General features: G+C 70.8%; 14 protein-coding genes. 1 reads left to right on the forward strand and 13 read right to left on the reverse strand.

Translation table 11 applies throughout. The annotated features are described in order from the left end of the window. Positions 1-33 precede the first annotated feature (33 nt). From GNZ18_RS03265 to dacB, 11 genes are all read right to left on the reverse strand, one after another. The gene (locus GNZ18_RS03265) at positions 34-507 is read right to left on the reverse strand and encodes a DUF3180 domain-containing protein (RefSeq protein ID WP_156214531.1); all 474 of its coding nucleotides are present in this window, start codon (positions 505-507) and stop codon (positions 34-36) included. After that, positions 504-1,091 carry a 2-amino-4-hydroxy-6-hydroxymethyldihydropteridine diphosphokinase gene (gene folK, locus GNZ18_RS03270; protein WP_156214532.1) on the reverse strand — a complete coding sequence of 196 codons (588 nt, stop codon included), beginning with the start codon at positions 1,089-1,091 and terminating at the stop codon, positions 504-506. Before folK ends, GNZ18_RS03265 begins: the two co-directional genes overlap by 4 nt. Beyond that, positions 1,088-1,453, reverse strand: coding sequence for a dihydroneopterin aldolase (gene folB / locus GNZ18_RS03275; RefSeq protein ID WP_156214533.1), 366 nt, complete (start codon positions 1,451-1,453; stop codon positions 1,088-1,090). The genes folK and folB overlap by 4 nt, the downstream gene beginning before the upstream one ends. After that, on the reverse strand, positions 1,450-1,887 hold the full coding sequence (locus GNZ18_RS03280; RefSeq protein ID WP_156214534.1) for a nuclear transport factor 2 family protein: 438 nt from the start codon (positions 1,885-1,887) through the stop codon (positions 1,450-1,452). Before GNZ18_RS03280 ends, folB begins: the two co-directional genes overlap by 4 nt. Next, complete coding sequence (folP, locus tag GNZ18_RS03285) at positions 1,884-2,819, reverse strand: dihydropteroate synthase (protein ID WP_446678404.1); 936 nt, start codon at positions 2,817-2,819, stop codon at positions 1,884-1,886. The genes GNZ18_RS03280 and folP overlap by 4 nt, the downstream gene beginning before the upstream one ends. A 328-nt stretch (positions 2,820-3,147) precedes the next feature. Further along, positions 3,148-3,759 (reverse strand): GTP cyclohydrolase I FolE, encoded by a 612-nt coding sequence (folE, locus tag GNZ18_RS03290; protein ID WP_156214535.1) that lies wholly within the window; start codon positions 3,757-3,759, stop codon positions 3,148-3,150. Positions 3,760-3,764: 5 nt separating this feature from the next. After that, positions 3,765-5,783: an ATP-dependent zinc metalloprotease FtsH gene (gene ftsH, locus GNZ18_RS03295; RefSeq protein WP_156214536.1), complete on the reverse strand. Its 2,019-nt coding sequence runs from the start codon at positions 5,781-5,783 to the stop codon at positions 3,765-3,767. Between the two features lie 518 nt (positions 5,784-6,301). After that, a complete protein-coding gene (gene hpt / locus GNZ18_RS03300) occupies positions 6,302-6,865 on the reverse strand; it encodes a hypoxanthine phosphoribosyltransferase (RefSeq protein ID WP_214616078.1) in 564 nt (187 codons plus the stop codon). 90 nt (positions 6,866-6,955) lie between these two features. Further along, on the reverse strand, positions 6,956-8,005 hold the full coding sequence (gene tilS, locus GNZ18_RS03305; RefSeq protein ID WP_156214537.1) for a tRNA lysidine(34) synthetase TilS: 1,050 nt from the start codon (positions 8,003-8,005) through the stop codon (positions 6,956-6,958). Between the two features lie 77 nt (positions 8,006-8,082). Continuing rightward, positions 8,083-9,204, reverse strand: coding sequence for an Rv3626c family coenzyme F420 biosynthesis-associated protein (locus tag GNZ18_RS03310; RefSeq protein WP_156214823.1), 1,122 nt, complete (start codon positions 9,202-9,204; stop codon positions 8,083-8,085). Between the two features lie 208 nt (positions 9,205-9,412). Further along, positions 9,413-10,774, reverse strand: coding sequence for a D-alanyl-D-alanine carboxypeptidase/D-alanyl-D-alanine endopeptidase (dacB, locus tag GNZ18_RS03315; protein WP_156214538.1), 1,362 nt, complete (start codon positions 10,772-10,774; stop codon positions 9,413-9,415). A gap of 171 nt (positions 10,775-10,945) precedes the next feature. On the opposite strand from dacB, the gene GNZ18_RS03320 reads away from it, so the two are divergent. Then, positions 10,946-11,437 (forward strand): inorganic diphosphatase, encoded by a 492-nt coding sequence (locus GNZ18_RS03320; RefSeq protein WP_156214539.1) that lies wholly within the window; start codon positions 10,946-10,948, stop codon positions 11,435-11,437. Positions 11,438-11,654: 217 nt separating this feature from the next. Here the strand turns inward: GNZ18_RS03320 and GNZ18_RS03325 are convergent, their stop codons facing one another. Together GNZ18_RS03325 and GNZ18_RS03330 are read right to left on the reverse strand one after the other, a co-directional pair. After that, positions 11,655-12,905 carry a C40 family peptidase gene (locus tag GNZ18_RS03325; protein WP_246249337.1) on the reverse strand — a complete coding sequence of 417 codons (1,251 nt, stop codon included), beginning with the start codon at positions 12,903-12,905 and terminating at the stop codon, positions 11,655-11,657. 183 nt (positions 12,906-13,088) lie between these two features. After that, positions 13,089-14,915, reverse strand: coding sequence for a sigma-70 family RNA polymerase sigma factor (locus GNZ18_RS03330; protein WP_173390624.1), 1,827 nt, complete (start codon positions 14,913-14,915; stop codon positions 13,089-13,091). Positions 14,916-15,179: the final 264 nt, after the last annotated feature.

Below are 15,179 nucleotides of genomic sequence, written 5' to 3' on the forward strand. Positions count from 1 at the left end.
ACTAGCAGACCGGGCTCCAGGGGCGGGCGGGGGTCAGGCGCGGGAGGCGCCGCGGTTGTGCTCCTCCTCGTTCGGGTCCTTGGGGACGCGGCATGCGTACTCCAGGAAGAAGGCGGCTCCGGCCAGTACGACGGCGGCCAGGAACGTCCCCCCGCTGACGAAGAAGTCGTGGCGGGGGGTCGGCTTGTCGAGGGAGTCGGCGAGGCTGCCGGCGAACCCCGCGAAGACTCCCGCCAGGACCGCGGCCGCATGCGCGCTGGCCTTGCCCAGCGCGGCCATGCGCGCGACCACGAGCGGCTCCACCGGCTTGGTGCCCGGCTTGCGGCGGATGCGGCGCAGCACGTTCACACCGGTGAAGCCCTCGCCCAGCGCCAGCAGCAGCAGCGTCGGGACGGCCGTCCACGGGAGCGGCGGCAGCGAGACGTAGGCCGTGCGCAGCACCGCCCAGGTGCTCACGCCTATGACGACGACGAGGGCGATGAGGAACAGCGGGCGGGACGGTCTCATGCAGGCTGCTGGAGCGTCAGGTCGCCCCGGCGGCGGACGGCCGACGGTCCCCCCTCCGCCTGCTTGGCCTGCGCGAGGTCACCGACACGGCCGTGCCCGGGCAGCAGCACGTCCGGCTCGATGTCGGCCCACGGGACGAGCACGAACGCCCGCTCGTGCGCGCGGGGGTGCGGGAGGGTCAGCGCGGGGTCGTCCATGGCGATGTCGCCGAACACCACGATGTCGATGTCGAGCGTGCGGGGGCCCCACCGGACCTCGCGGACACGGCTCATGGAGTTCTCGATGTTGAGGACGCGTTCGAGCAGGTTCTCCGGCGGCAGACGGGTGTCGGCGACCAGGACGATGTTGAGGTAGTCGCCCTGTTCGGGGATCGTCTCGCCGGGAGGCGCGAAGGGGGCGGTCTCGTAGACGGGGGAGAACGCCACGAACTCCAGCCCGGGGGCGTCGAACAGCGCGTCCACGGCCTCCTGGATGTTGTCCAGGCGGTCGCCGAGGTTGCTGCCGAGTGAGAACACGACGCGGTGCTGGACCAGCATGTGCCCGCCGGTCGCGGTGCGGTCGGGCATGCGGTCGGACGCTGTCATGGGCGACTCCTCCTGATCTTCACGGCCACGTCCGTGAAGGGGTGCGGCACCGGGGCGCTGGGCTTGTGGACGGTGACCTCGGCCTCCACCACCGTCGCGTCTTCCAGACATATCTTCGCGAGCCTCTCGGCAAGCGTTTCGATCAAGTTGACGGGATCACCCTGGACGGCGGCGACGAGCCGGTCGGCGAGCGATCCGTAGTCGACGGTACGCGAGAGGTCGTCGCCCTCCGCGGCCGGACGCGTGTCCAGGCCGAGGACGACGTCCACCACGAACTCCTGCCCGAGTTCGCGTTCGGCGGGCAGGCAGCCATGCCGGCCCCGGGCGCGCAGGCCGCGCAGTTCGATGTGGTCGAGAGTCATTCTTCCTCTGCATCGACGACGTTGAGCACGGGTGAACCATGGTGGAGCAGGAGCCGCCACTCACCGTCCGACCGGACGAACACGTTGGTGGCGACGATGCTGCCGCCGGCGAGGAACCCCGATTCGGTGTCCTCGTCGGCGGTGAGAACGTTCTCCTTGCAAGTGACCACCGCGTGATCGCCGTAAACATCGGTCTCGACGTCGGTCAGCACGAACTGGATGTAGGGCGTGTTGGCCATGATGAGGGCCCAGGAGCGCAGGACCTCCTCGCGCCCCCTGAGCATCGCCCAGCCCGGATGCACGCAGGAGACGCCGTCGGCGAACCGGCCGTCCGCCCATACGGCCGACATCCGGTCGAAGTCACCGGCCTCGAACGCGGCGTAGAACTCGGCGTGGACCTCGTCCAGATCGGCGCGGTTCACTGCGTGGCTCATCGGTCGTCGCTCCCGGATTCGGCGCGACCGTCCGCCGCGGCAGGTTCGGCGTCGGGGACATCGTGCTCGGGCTCCAGCGGACGGGTCGCGCGCATGGCGGCGGCCACGCGGACGGCGTCGACGTTGGGCCGGACGCGGTGCACGCGCACGCACCACGCCCCGCCGTACGCGGCGAGCGCCGAGGTCGCCACGGTGCCGTCGTCGCATTCGGCGAACGGACGGCGCGTACCGTCGGGGTCGGCCAGGAGGGTCGTCAGGAAGCTCTTGCGGGAGGCGCCCACGAGAACGGGATAGCCGGTTCCGGTGAGCTCCTCCAGGTGCGCCAGCAGCGCCCAGTTGTGCCCGGCCTTGGGGCTCTTCGCGAAACCGAGCCCCGGATCCAGCACGATCAGCGACGGGTCCACGCCCTCTTCCAGGACCGCGTCGACGCGGCGGAGGAGTTCCTCACGGACCTCGCGGACGACGTCGGCGTACACCGCGCGGGTCTGCATGTCGTGGCTGTGGCCGCGCCAGTGGACCACGACGTAGGGGACGCCGGCGGAGGCCACGACACGGGGCATCTCGGGGTCGGCCAGGCCGCCGCTCACGTCGTTCACCAGCCGGGCGCCCGCCGCCACCGCGGCCTCGGCGACCTCGGCCCGCATGGTGTCGACGCTGACGGGAACGTTCTCGTCCCTGAGCGCCTCGATGACGGGGATGACGCGGCGGAGCTCCTCGTCCAGCGACACTCGCTGGGCTCCGGGCCGGGTGGACTCCCCGCCCACGTCGACGATGTCGGCGCCCTCGGCGACGAGGTCCAGCCCGTGCCTGACGGCCTTGTCCGCGTCGAACCAGGAGCCGCCGTCGGAGAACGAGTCGGGGGTCACGTTGACCACGCCCATCACGAGGCAGCGCCCTGGCGCGGGCAGCCCCGGAACAACGGCACTGGTCATATGACCAACCCTATGCCTTGATCTCAGCACTCCGGGGCGCGCCCCAGGGCCTACCGGACACCGGCTCGCGCGCGCATACAGGGACCACCGGGAACGCCTCCGGCGTCCCTGGCGAACGACCACCTGAGACGTCCGAGCGCGGCATCGGCAGAAGATCGTCGAGCCGCCCGGAAAGATCGTCGCGACGGCGCGGAGGCCCGCGGCGGCTCTCGGTACGCCGGACCTCCGGCGGGTCTGCCGGGACCCCTGAGACGCGCCGAACGGGCCCCAGCTCGTCGCTGAGGCCCGTTCAGATGCCTTGAGAGGCCCGGAGAAGGGCCGACCGGCGCTAGCGCGTGAGGATCAGGCTCATCGCCTCGGCGCGCGTCTCGGGATGATCGCGGAAGTCGCCGCGGACCGCGGACGTCACGGTCTTCGCGCCCGGCTTGCGCACGCCCCGCATCGTCATGCACAGGTGCTCGGCCTCGATCACCACGATCGCGCCGCGCGGCTCCAGGACGCTCATCAGCGCGTCCGCGACCTGGCTGGTCAACCGCTCCTGCACCTGCGGGCGGCGCGCGTACACGTCCACCAGCCTGGCGAGCTTCGACAGGCCGGTGATCTGCCCCTTTTTGTTCGGCGTGTACCCCACGTGGGCGACGCCGTGGAAGGGCACCAGGTGGTGCTCGCACACGCTGTACACCTCGATGTCCTTCACCAGGACCATTTCCTCATGGTCGGCGTCGAACACCGTCGTCAGCGCGTCCTCGGGACGCTGGCGCAGGCCGGCGAACTGCTCGGCGTACGCCCGCGCCACGCGCGCGGGGGTGTCGCGGAGCCCGTCGCGCTCGGGGTCCTCCCCGATCGCGAACAGGATCTCGCGCACGGCCTTCTCGATCCGGGCGTGGTCGAAGCCCGGGGGGTCGTCCCTGATCGGCGCCTCGTCGTACGGAATGGCCAAGGCGATCAGCTCTCGCCCTGGGCCGGGTCCACGGACTCGGAGCCGACGCCGCCGGACACCCCGCCCTGGCCGTTGCCCTTGGTCAGGTCCGTCACGTCCTGCGGACCGAGCAGCGCGAGCTCCTTGGGCGAGAGCACCGGCGGACGGTCGGACGGCAGGCGCTTGCCATAGCCGGTGTAGGAGTTCTGGTGCGGCCGCTTGGTGATCGGCGCGAAGATCGCCAGCACCTGGTCCTTGGACAGGGTCTCCTTGTCCATCAGGTTGACCACCAGGTCGTCCAGGACGTCCCGGTACTCGACGAGGATCTCCCACGCCGTGTCGTGCGCGCTCTCGATGTAGCGGCGGACCTCGTCGTCGATCGCGGAGGCGATGTCCTCGGAGTAGTCGCGCTCGTGGCCCACGTCGCGGCCCAGGAAGACCTCGCCCGCGCCGGTGCCGAACTTGCGGGCGCCCAGGCGCTCGCTCATGCCGTACTCGGTCACCATGTTGCGGGCGATGGAGGTCGCCTTCTCGATGTCGTTCGCCGCGCCCGTCGTCGGCTCGTGGAACACCAGCTCCTCGGCGGTGCGCCCGCCCAGGAGCATCGCGAGCTGGTCGTTCATCTCCGAGCGGGTCGTGAGGAACTTGTCCTCCATGGGCAGCGTCATGGTGTAGCCCAGCGCGCGCCCGCGGGGGAGGATCGTCACCTTGTGCACGGGGTCGGCGTTCGGCAGCGCGTGCGCCACCAGAGCGTGCCCGCCCTCGTGGTAGGCGATGATCTTCTTTTCCTTCTCCGACATCACCCGGGTCTTGCGTTCCGGGCCCGCCATGACGCGGTCGATGGACTCCTCAAGGGTGTCCATGTCGATGAGCTTGCGGTCGAAGCGCGCCGTGAGCAGCGCCGCCTCGTTGATGACGTTCGCCAGGTCCGCGCCGGTGAAACCCGGGGTGCGGCGGGCGATGACGTCCAGGTCGACGTCCGGCGCGAACGGCTTGCCGCGGCCGTGCACCCGCAGGATGCCCTTGCGGCCCTCCAGGTCGGGACGGTCGACGGTGACCTGGCGGTCGAAGCGCCCGGGACGCAGCAGCGCCGGGTCGAGGATGTCGGGGCGGTTGGTCGCCGCGATGAGGATCACGCCGCCCTTGACGTCGAACCCGTCCATCTCCACCAGGAGCTGGTTGAGGGTCTGCTCGCGCTCGTCGTGCCCGCCGCCGAGGCCGGCGCCGCGGTGCCGGCCGACCGCGTCGATCTCGTCGATGAAGATGATCGAGGGGGCGTTGGCCTTGGCCTGCTCGAAGAGGTCGCGCACCCGGGAGGCGCCCACACCGACGAACATCTCGACGAAGTCGGATCCGGAGATCGAGTAGAACGGCACCCCGGCCTCACCGGCCACCGCGCGCGCCAGCAGCGTCTTACCGGTGCCGGGCGGGCCGTACAGGAGCACGCCCTTGGGGATCTTCGCGCCGATCGACTGGAACTTCGCCGGGTTCTGCAGGAAGTCCTTGATCTCCTCAAGCTCCTCCAGGGCCTCGTCGGCCCCGGCCACGTCCGCGAAGGTCGTCTTGGGCGTGTCCTTGGTGATGAGCTTGGCCTTGGACTTGCCGAAGTTCATCACCCGCGAGCCGCCGCCCTGCATCTGGTTCATGATGAACAGGAAGATCAGCACGATGACGACGATCGGCAGCAGGCTGAACAGCAGGTTCAGGAAGAAGCTCTGCTTGGGCACGTCGACGTTGTAGCCGCCGGGCAGCTTGCCCGCGTCGGCCTGCTTCTGCAACTGCTGCTGCAACTGCACGCCCTGGCCGTCGACCCATGACGCCTGCTGGTGCGTCTTGTTGTCGGTGAGCGTGACCTCGATCCGCTGGTCCTTGTCGATGATCTTGGCGGACTTCACCTGGCCCGCGGCGATCTCCTGGACGACCTTGGAGGTGTCGGTCTTCTCGTACGAACGGCCGGGGTTGAAGCCCCACATGACGAGGGCGACCAAGAGGCCGAACAGCAGGATCCACAGCAGCGGCCCGCGAAAATAGCGCTTCACGTCCATTTATCCGGTTACCCCTTCGGGGCCCGTCCCTCCTGACCAACGTCTGTGTGCGATCCACGCCCGTCCCGGGGGGCGGGCGCCACTGCGACCAACCAAAGGCCCGCATCCCGGGGCTCCGGACTCACCAAGGCGGCCTCCCTCGGGCGGCTCCCTGACCCGAGGGCCGGGGACACCGACGGTACACCGCAGGACACAGGAGACGCAGCCAGCGCCGATCTCCTGATCCTTTCCATATACCCGTCAACGACCTTTGCAACGATCCGTCACGGTCCCTTGTTCCCCGGCGCCGTTGTCAAGCCCCTCACCAGCCGCTGAGGCGCTCGATTTCTTCGCCGGTCCGGGCCCGCCCCGAGCCGGGGCTCTGGAACACATCCGTCCAGGGGCGGGTGCCGCAGGTCAAGAGTAAGCGCGAACCGGTCCGGCGCCCGCACCGCCCCATCGAACGGGGGGCACAAGTCGCCGTCACCCCGCGCTCGCCGCTCCCGCGTGAAGCCTTCCCTATGCGGCCCTCCCCCGCGTCAGGCCCTGTCCCCTCCGTACACGTGCGGGGCGAGCGTGCCGACGAATGGCAGGTTCCGGTACTTCTCCGAGTAGTCGAGGCCGTACCCGATGACGAACTCGTTGGGGATGTCGAACCCGATGTAGCGCACGTCGATGTCGGTTCTGACCGCCTCGGGCTTGCGCAGCAGCGCGCAGATCTCCAGCGAGGCGGGCCCACGCGACAGGAGGTTGCTCACCAGCCACGACAGGGTCAGACCCGAGTCGACGATGTCCTCCACGATCAGGACGTGGCGGTCGATGATGTCGGTGTCCAGGTCCTTGAGGATCCGCACCACACCGGACGACTTGGTCCCGGAGCCGTACGACGAGACCGCCATCCAGTCCATCGACGCGGGCGTGTGCAGGGCGCGCGCGAGGTCCGCCATGATCATGACGGCGCCCTTCAGGACCCCGACGAGGAGCAGGTCCCTGCCCGCGTAGTCGGCGTCGATCTGCTCGGCCAACTCCCGCACCTTGGCCTGCAACCGGTCCTCGGGGATCAGTACCTTCGCCAGGTCCGTGCCCAGGTCCTTCTCGTCCACAACCCCACCCTCATCGCTGTGACACTCGCTTGCCCGGCGGACGGGCGCCGCCGCGCGGCGGACGCGCCGATCGGCGCCTGCGACGCGATATCAGGCCGGGCCGAACAGCAGCCTGCCATACCGCCGGAACGTGCGAAGACCCCCGGGCAGGTCGACGTGCCGCTGGCCGTGCCAGGCCGTGACCAGCCGATCCATTGCATCGACATGGACGGCCGCGAGCGTACCGGGTGGGCTTCCGGCCTCGATCGCCGCCATCCGCAACACACGGGTGCGGACGGCCCTGGGCAGGTCGCCTAGCCCGTCCAGACGAAGCGTGACAAGGGCGCGGGGGCCGTCGCCCCCACGGGTGGGGCCGGCCTGTTCGGAGGCCGTCAGATCCGCGTACGCGGCCTCGGCCAGCTCGTCGAGGGCGTCGGCGTCGTCGCGGAGCATCCGGGCCGTCCTCGCCAGCGCCTCGGCCACGCCGGGGCCCAGCGCCTTCTCCAGGACGGGGAGGGCCTCATGGCGGACGCGTACGCGCGTGTAGACCGGGTCATCGTTGTGGGGGTCGTCCCACGGTTCCAACCCCATGGCGAGGCAGGCCCTGCGCACGGTCGCCCTGCCGAGTTCCAGCAGAGGCCGTTGGTAGAGCACGGTCGCCACGCGCTCTGGGGTGGAGCATGTGCGTGTGAAGGACGAGCCCATGCCGGACAGGGAGCGCGTACCGGAACCCCGCGCCAACCCCAGCAGAACGGTTTCGGCCTGGTCGTCCCTGGTGTGGCCCAAGAGGACCGCGGCGGCGTCGAACCGCTGGGCGACCTCGTCCAGGGCCGCGTAGCGGGCGTTGCGGGCGGCGTTCTCCATTCCGCCCTCGGCCCCCACCGTGACGGCGACCGATCCGACCGGGTCCAGGCCGAGGCCCGTGAGCACGCGGACGACGGTGTCCGCGCGGGCCCCGGAGCCCTCCTGGAGGCCGTGGTCGACCGTGACCGCGCCCGCCGGGCGTCCGGAGCGCGGCGCCTCGAACGCCAGCGCCCCGGCGAGCGCCAGCGAGTCGGCCCCGCCGCTACAGGCCGCGAGCACCATCGCGCCGGGCGGCAGTGAGGCGAGCGCCCCCCGCACAGCGTGACGTACCGCCGCCACCGCCGGATCAGGCCCCATGCGCCACCTCTACCACCACCCGCCGACATATTCGGCGTGCGGGAACCGGTGCGGGCGCCGGGATCGGCCGCTCCGGCTCAGGCCTCGTTGGCCTCCGGCGGAGCCACGTCGATCGCCTGGGGACCGACCACCCGCGCTATCCACAGCGCCGGTTCCTTGATCTCGTCGTGCGTCGGCAGGGACTCCGGCGACTGCCAGACCTTGTTGAAGCCGGACATGCCGGTCTCGGCGACGACCCTCCGCACGAACCGCGAGCCCTCGGCGTACTGCTTCATCTTCAGGTCGATGCCGAGCAGCCGCCGGATCGTCTTGTCCAGCCTGGAGCCGCCGTCCCGCCGCCCCTGGAAGCGCGACCGGATCTGCTGCACGGAAGGGACGACCTCCGGGCCGACGGCGTCCATGACGTAGTCGCCGTGGCCCTCCACCAGCGTCATCACCGCGGTGAGCCGGTCGAGGATCTCGCGCTGCTCGGGGCTCTGGATCGCGTCGATGAGGTTGGCGTCACCGCCCCGGACGGCGTCGGCGACGGCCTCCGCCGCGTCCCGGATGCGGTCCAGCATGACGCCGGGGTCCAGGTCGGACGCGAGGAGGAACTTGGTCATCTGGTCCTGCACGTACTCGCGCAGCCAGGGAACGCCGGTGAACTGGGCGCGGTGCGTCTCCTCGTGGAGGCACACCCAGAGGCGGAAGTCCCGTGATTCCACGCCCAGCTCTTGCTCGACATGCACGATGTTGGGCGCGACCAGGGTGAGCCTGCCCGTCGGAGCGCGGCCGGACGGGTCCGGAGGCAGGAACAGCTCGTACTGCCCGAGGACGCGGCTCGCCATGTAGGCGAGGATCGCGCCCACCTGCATGCCCGTGACCCTGGAACCGACGGCTTGGACGACCACGTTGCCCGCGCCACCCAGCCCGCCCAGCCCGCCCGTCCCGCGACGTTCGGACATCTGCTCCATGAGCGGTTCGAGCACCACCCGGAAACCGTCGACGTTGGCCCGGATCCAGCCGGGCCGGTCGACGATCGTCGCGGGGGCCGGATCGACCTCGGAGGCCATGCCGGTGAATTCCCGGACGTGTCCGTGGGCGAGCCTGGACAGCTCGCGGAGCTCCGTCACGACCTCACGGGCCTCCGCCTGGCTGACCTGGGGCCCCGGCCTGACGAGCCGGGTACCGGCCTGGACCGCCACGTTCCAGTCGATCATTGAGGCGCTCATGTACTCCACCGTACGTTTCGGAGACGGCGCCGGAGCGCCCCTGCACGATCGTTCAACGAACAACCGTTCTGGTTATCTCCCGTACGGGCCCGCCCACACCCGGGCGGCCTGCCGATAAGACCAGTTCAGCCAGGCCGAAACCCCGTGCGGCGGAGGTCGGCCGCAGCATCCGCCCCAGCCGTCGACACGCGACCCATCAGCCGCATCCGCACGTCGCGACGGCGGCGGCGAGCCTGTCGAGTTTTCCGGGGTCCACCGGCGCCTTGCCGTCGCCCGCCATGAAGGCGAACGCCAGCAGTCGTCCGTCCGCGTCATAGGCGATGCCCGCGAGCGTGCTGACGCCCGACAGCGTGCCGGTCTTCGCGCGCACGATCCCGGCCCCGCCCTGGCTCGCCGGAACCGTGTAGCGGGGCGGGCTCAGCGTCCCGGAGAAGCCCGCGATGGGCAGGCCCGTGATGACGGCCCGCAGGTCGGGGCGGTCGGGGCCGGCCGCGAGGGAGACGATGCGTGCGAGCGCGACCGGCGAGATCCGGTTCTGGGGCGACAGCCCGCTGCCGTCGTTGACCTGCACGCCGTTCGCGACGCCGAGCCTGGCGAGGACGTCGTGCACCGCTTGGGCCGCCCCCGCGAACGACGGCGGGCGCCCCAGTTTGATGGCGACCTGCCTGGCCATCGCCTCGGCCACATCGTTGTCGCTGTCGGTCAGTAGATGCTCGACCAGAGCGGACACGGGGGGCGACTGGACCGCGCCCTGTTGCGCCGCGGCCTTCGGCGCGGTGACCATCCGTCCCGCCTTGGCGGACACCCCGTACCGGGACAGCAGGCGCGCGAACGTGGCCGACGCCGCGGCGGGCGGGTTGGCGACCCGGGTCTTGTGCGCCGAACCCGCGGGAGCGACCCGTCCCTCGTCCACGGTCAGCGCGGTGACAGGAGCGAGCTCACCGTCGGGGAGGTAGTTGGGCTTCCAACTGGCGGCGGCGCGGGGGCCCTGATAGGCGGACGTGTCGTAGTCCACTCGCGTGCGCCTCACTCCGGACGACTTGAGGTTCGCGGCGGTCTGCCTGGCCAGCTCCGAGAGCGAGGCGTAGGGCGGATGGCCCCCGCCGGGGCGCTCCGGGAGGGCGGTGAGGGTGGGGTCCCCGCCACCGACCAGTACGATTCCGCCGCCGGCACCGCGCACGACCTTGGTGGTGATCCGGTGCCGGGGCCCGGCCGACGCCAGCACCGCCACCGATGTCGCCAGCTTCGTGGTGGACGCCGGGGTGGCCGGCTGCCCGGCGCGCAGGTCGAACAGCGGATGCCGGGTCACGGCGTCGATGACGACCGCGTTAACCTTCCCGCCCGGGCCACCGATCAGGGGTGACAGCCGTCCGGCGAGGGCGGAGGCGTTCGGCGGGCGTCCCCCGGTGGGATCGGCGGCGGGCACCACGGCCGACGCCCGCACGAGATCGCGCTCGGCGACGGAGGGGGGCTGGGGCGACAGGTGCCGTTGTGGTGTGAGTTTCGCCACTGCCACCCCCGCCACGACGGTGAAGACAATAAGGAGGGACAATGACATCACTGCCAGGGTCCGGCCCCGTCCAGGCACGTGACCGCCCCTCTCCCACTCAGCAACCACCAACGTGCGACATCCTTATATAAGGGAACACCCACCCTGTTGGGGGCGGCCTCGCCCGCACAGGCTCCCGAAAGACTATTCACTGCGACCGCGCAGGGAGCGGAGGACATCTTGGATTTCGACGTCACCATTGAGATCCCCAAGGGCCAGCGGAACAAGTACGAGGTGGATCACGAGAGCGGCCGAATCCGGCTCGACCGCATGCTGTTCACCTCCACGCAGTACCCCGCCGACTACGGGTTCATCGAGGACACGCTCGGCGAGGACGGCGACCCCCTGGACGCGCTGGTCCTGCTGCAGGAGCCGACGTTCCCCGGCTGCCTCATCCGCTGCCGCGCGGTGGGCATGTTCCGGATGACGGACGAGGCCGGTGGTGACGACAAGGTCCTGTGCGTCCCCGCGACGGACCCGCGCATGGAGCACCTGCGCGACATCCACCACGTCGCCGAGTTCGACCGGCTGGAGATCCAGCACTTCTTCGAGGTGTACAAGGACCTTGAGCCCGGTAAGTCCGTGGAGGGCGCGAGCTGGGTGGGCCGGGTCGAGGCCGAGGTCGAGATCGAGCGCTCCCGCAAGCGCGCCGCCGACCAGGGCGGGCACTGAGGGGCTCCCGGCCCTGGTGACCGTCGGGGCTCCGCCCCAGGACGACACCGCGCGACTCGGGACGTCGCTTGGCGGTCGGCGCTGGTCCGCTCCCGCCGCCGCCCGCGAAACGGGCTCCTGGAGAACCCTTCCGCACGGGACACCGTGCGGAAGGGTTCTCGCCTTCCAGGCGTCCCCTGCGGGGCCGGATACGGATGCGGATCGGCTCAAGAGCAGCTCAGCCTGCGGGGCGTGTGGCGCCGATCAGGTCGTTCCGGTGGATGCTGGAGATCCGTACGCGCGCACCCGTGTAGGGCGCTTCCACCATCCGGTCCTGGGCGAGGTAGATGCCGACGTGGTGGATCGTGTCGGGGTTGGACGTGTCCTTGGCGAAGAAGACCAGATCCCCCGGACGAAGCTCGCTCACCGGGACGTGCGGGCCGGACGTCCACTGCGTACCCGTCCAGTGGTCGAGCCGGACACCCGCCTGGGCCCACGCGTACATGGACAGGCCGGAGCAGTCGAAGCCGTAGATGCTCGCGCCCTGCCCGGTACCGAGGCTCGGCCCGCTCGCCGTGCCCCCGCCCCAGGAGTACGGCGTGCCGAGCCACCGGAGCGCCGCCCGCGCGACGATGACACCGCGCGTCCTGGACATGGCCAGGCCGGCGGCCGGACGGCCTGAACCCTCGTAGGCCGATCGGGTCTCCGCGGCCTCCAACGCCTGCGCCCGCGCGCGCTTGAGCCGGGCCGCATGCGTCTCCGCTTCGGCCAGGCGAGACTCCAGCTTCCGCTTCACCGCGGCTATGCGTTGGACGGATGCCTGCTGCACATCCACCGCGTCCTGCGCGTGCCGTTTGGCGTCCTCCGCGCGTCCGGTCGCGTCCCCCTGCTCCTTGAACGCGTCCTCCGCCTGCTTACGGAAGACGCCCGCCACGGTCTCGGACGCCTCCACCCGGCGGAGCGCGCCCGCACGCTGCTCGGCGAGCACCTCCACCATTCCCGCCCGGTCCATGAACCCCTGGGGGCCGCCGTGACCGGAGACGGCGGACGACATCTGGTCGTAGCCCGTGTTGTGCTGGTAGGCCTGCGCCGCGAACGTCGCCAGCGCGGCCTGGTTCTCCGCCACCCGCCGCCTTGCCTGGACGAGTCGCGCCTGGGCGTCGCGGTAGGTCCGGTGGGCTTGCTCCAGTCTGACCCGCTCGCCGTTGTAGCGCTCGATGGCGCTTTCGGCCGCGACCGCGAGCCTGTCGAGTTCGCCGTCCGCCTGGGCGAGCATCGCCTTGGTCCGGCCGACCTCCGCCGCACGGTCCTCGACCGCGTGCTCGCTCCGCTCCACGTCCCGCGCGCTGGGGGCGGGCTTGGCGGAAGCGGACGGCATCAGCCACGCCGCGCCGATCGTCACCCCGGTGGAGAGGGCGGCGAAGCGCAGCATCGCACCCCAGGTGGAGGTACGGGTCCGGCCGCGGAGCCCCGCCGTGCTCGATGCCATGAACACGTCCTGCCCGCGGCCGGTTTTGCTTAGCGCAAATGATCACCTACGAAGAGTGGTGCAGTTGGGCAACGATCGGAACTTCCCTGCCCCGGACATGGTCGAACCGCCCAGGCACGACTGGACCGGTCGGGCGCGTACGAATCAGTCAGGATCGGTCGCGACACGGGCAGATCGGCCGTCTCACTTCGCGGACCGGCTCGTGGCGGGGCCAAGGCCGGGAGGGATCGGCGGCGCGGGCAGGTTGCCCGGCGACTGCGGCGGAGCCGAATTGCTCTTGGACGCCGGCGGGCCCGACGCGGGGGCCGGATCCGGCTTCTGCTGCTTCGGCGGGGAAGGCGGCGGCTTGGGCGCCGCAGGTGTGGCCGGGCCACTCGCCCCTCCCGTCGCCGATGGCGTGGTGGGGACCGCTGGGCCCGTACTCGTGGGAGTGGGCGCCGACGGAGGGCGTGGTCCCGGGGCGGGACTGCCGGGCCGCCAGGTGACATGAACGGGAATGCCGCCGGGCTGGAACGCGACGCCACCTTCGCCTTGCGAAGCCGCGGCCCGGCGTACATGCACGTTCACGGTCGCCGCCTGCCCCGGCTCAAGGCGTCCGGAAGCCGGGTCGGCCCGCACGCCGCCCCAGCTCCTGGCATGCCACGTGACCGGGCTGCCCACCGCGCGCAGCACGATCGCTCCGTCCGAACCTCCCGCCAGATCGAGGAAGTGCGGGGCGACCTCCAGCCGCCTGGCCTCACCGGAGGACGCCGTGTTCCGCCCCCAGCTCTCGGCACTGACCTCGTACACCGCGCCCGAGGACGTCGGGGACAGGGCGATCGGCGGCGCGGACGACTCGCGCGAGCCGAGCGGGAAGGTGGCCGACACGGGCACGGCGTCGATGGATCCGTCCCGGCCCGTCCCCGGCCGTGCGGTGGCGCCCTCGGCACGTGCCGCCACCCGGCCCGACCCAGCACTCGGGCGGGGGCTTGCGACGGTATCGGCCCGTTCGGGGCTCCCGCCCAGCAGGCCGAGGAACCCGTTCATTGAGGCGAGCACACCCCCGAGGAGAACCGCCGCCGCTCCCACCACGACGGTCGCTCGACGGTGGCGCGCACCCGGCCCGACCCCCTGTGACGCGATACGCGCCGGACGGAGGCGATGCGGCCAAGCGAGACCGCGCCCAGGGGAGGACGCGTCAGGCGCATGCACCGGCTCCCTCGGCTGGACCGGAAACCCGCTCGGCGTGAACTCGGTCGCGCGGGTGGCGACGAAGAGCCTGTAACCGACGAGTTCCTCGTCCCGGAAGCAGTCCAGTACCCGCTGCCGCAGGTCTGCCGGAGGCTCCACGTCCGGAAGCAGGCCGAACACCTTGGCCGCCGACACGGTACGCGTACGGAAAGCCCCGCAGACCTCGCATTCCCTAGCGTGCTGGAGAAGCCGCTCCCCCCGCTCCGTCGAAGGCTCGCCCCGGCGCACGCGCAGGAGCAGCGCTCGTTCGGCGCACCCGTAGGGGCCCTGATGAGCGAGGAGCTCGGCCGTCAGCGCCTCTCCGAGCTCCTCGTGCGCGCGATCCAGCGCGGCCTGGGCCTCCTTGGGCGGCATGTCGAAGATCGCCGCGAGGTCGGGAACCGACAACTGGTGCCGAACGCGAAGCTCCAGGACCTCACGGGCGCGCGGCGGCAGCGCCAGCACGGCCTGCCACGCCATGATCCGCCGATCGGCGTCGTCCTGGTCGGGCTGGGCGACGGGGAGGTCGGGCGGGCGGGCGCCGGCGGGCGGCGGGCGGCGGGAGCACTCCTGCCGGGCGATGGCGTACAGCCACGCCCCGAACCGATCCGGGTCGCGCAACCTGCCGATATGAGCCTCGACCACCACGAAGGCGTCGCGCAGCACGGTCTGGGCCGCGTCACTGTCATGCAACTGGAACCAGCAGTAGGCGTAGAGCCGATCGGCATACGCGTCATAGAGCTCTGCCATGGCATCCGGATCGTGCGCGCCCAACGCCTCGACCAGAAGAGGGTCGTCCATGGCAGCAAGGTAAGTGCTCTGAGATCCCCCAGCCGTCAATTCGAGGGATCTGAAGCCGGTGTCGCGCGCCATCCTCCCGCATTAGCTGACACTTTACTGAATTGCGACAAGTTAAATTTTCCCGGTAAATCAACTGTCATATCGGCTTCCATGCGGAGGGGATGCCGGGGCGACGCACTCGACGCGACAAACCCACCATTTCGAATCTTCGTGACTTCCCGCCCCTTCGGGTGATCTCGGACGAATCAAAGTTGACACTGTCAT

It is taken from the genome of Actinomadura litoris (assembly GCF_009733595.1).
GTDB lineage: Bacteria > Actinomycetota > Actinomycetes > Streptosporangiales > Streptosporangiaceae > Spirillospora > Spirillospora litoris.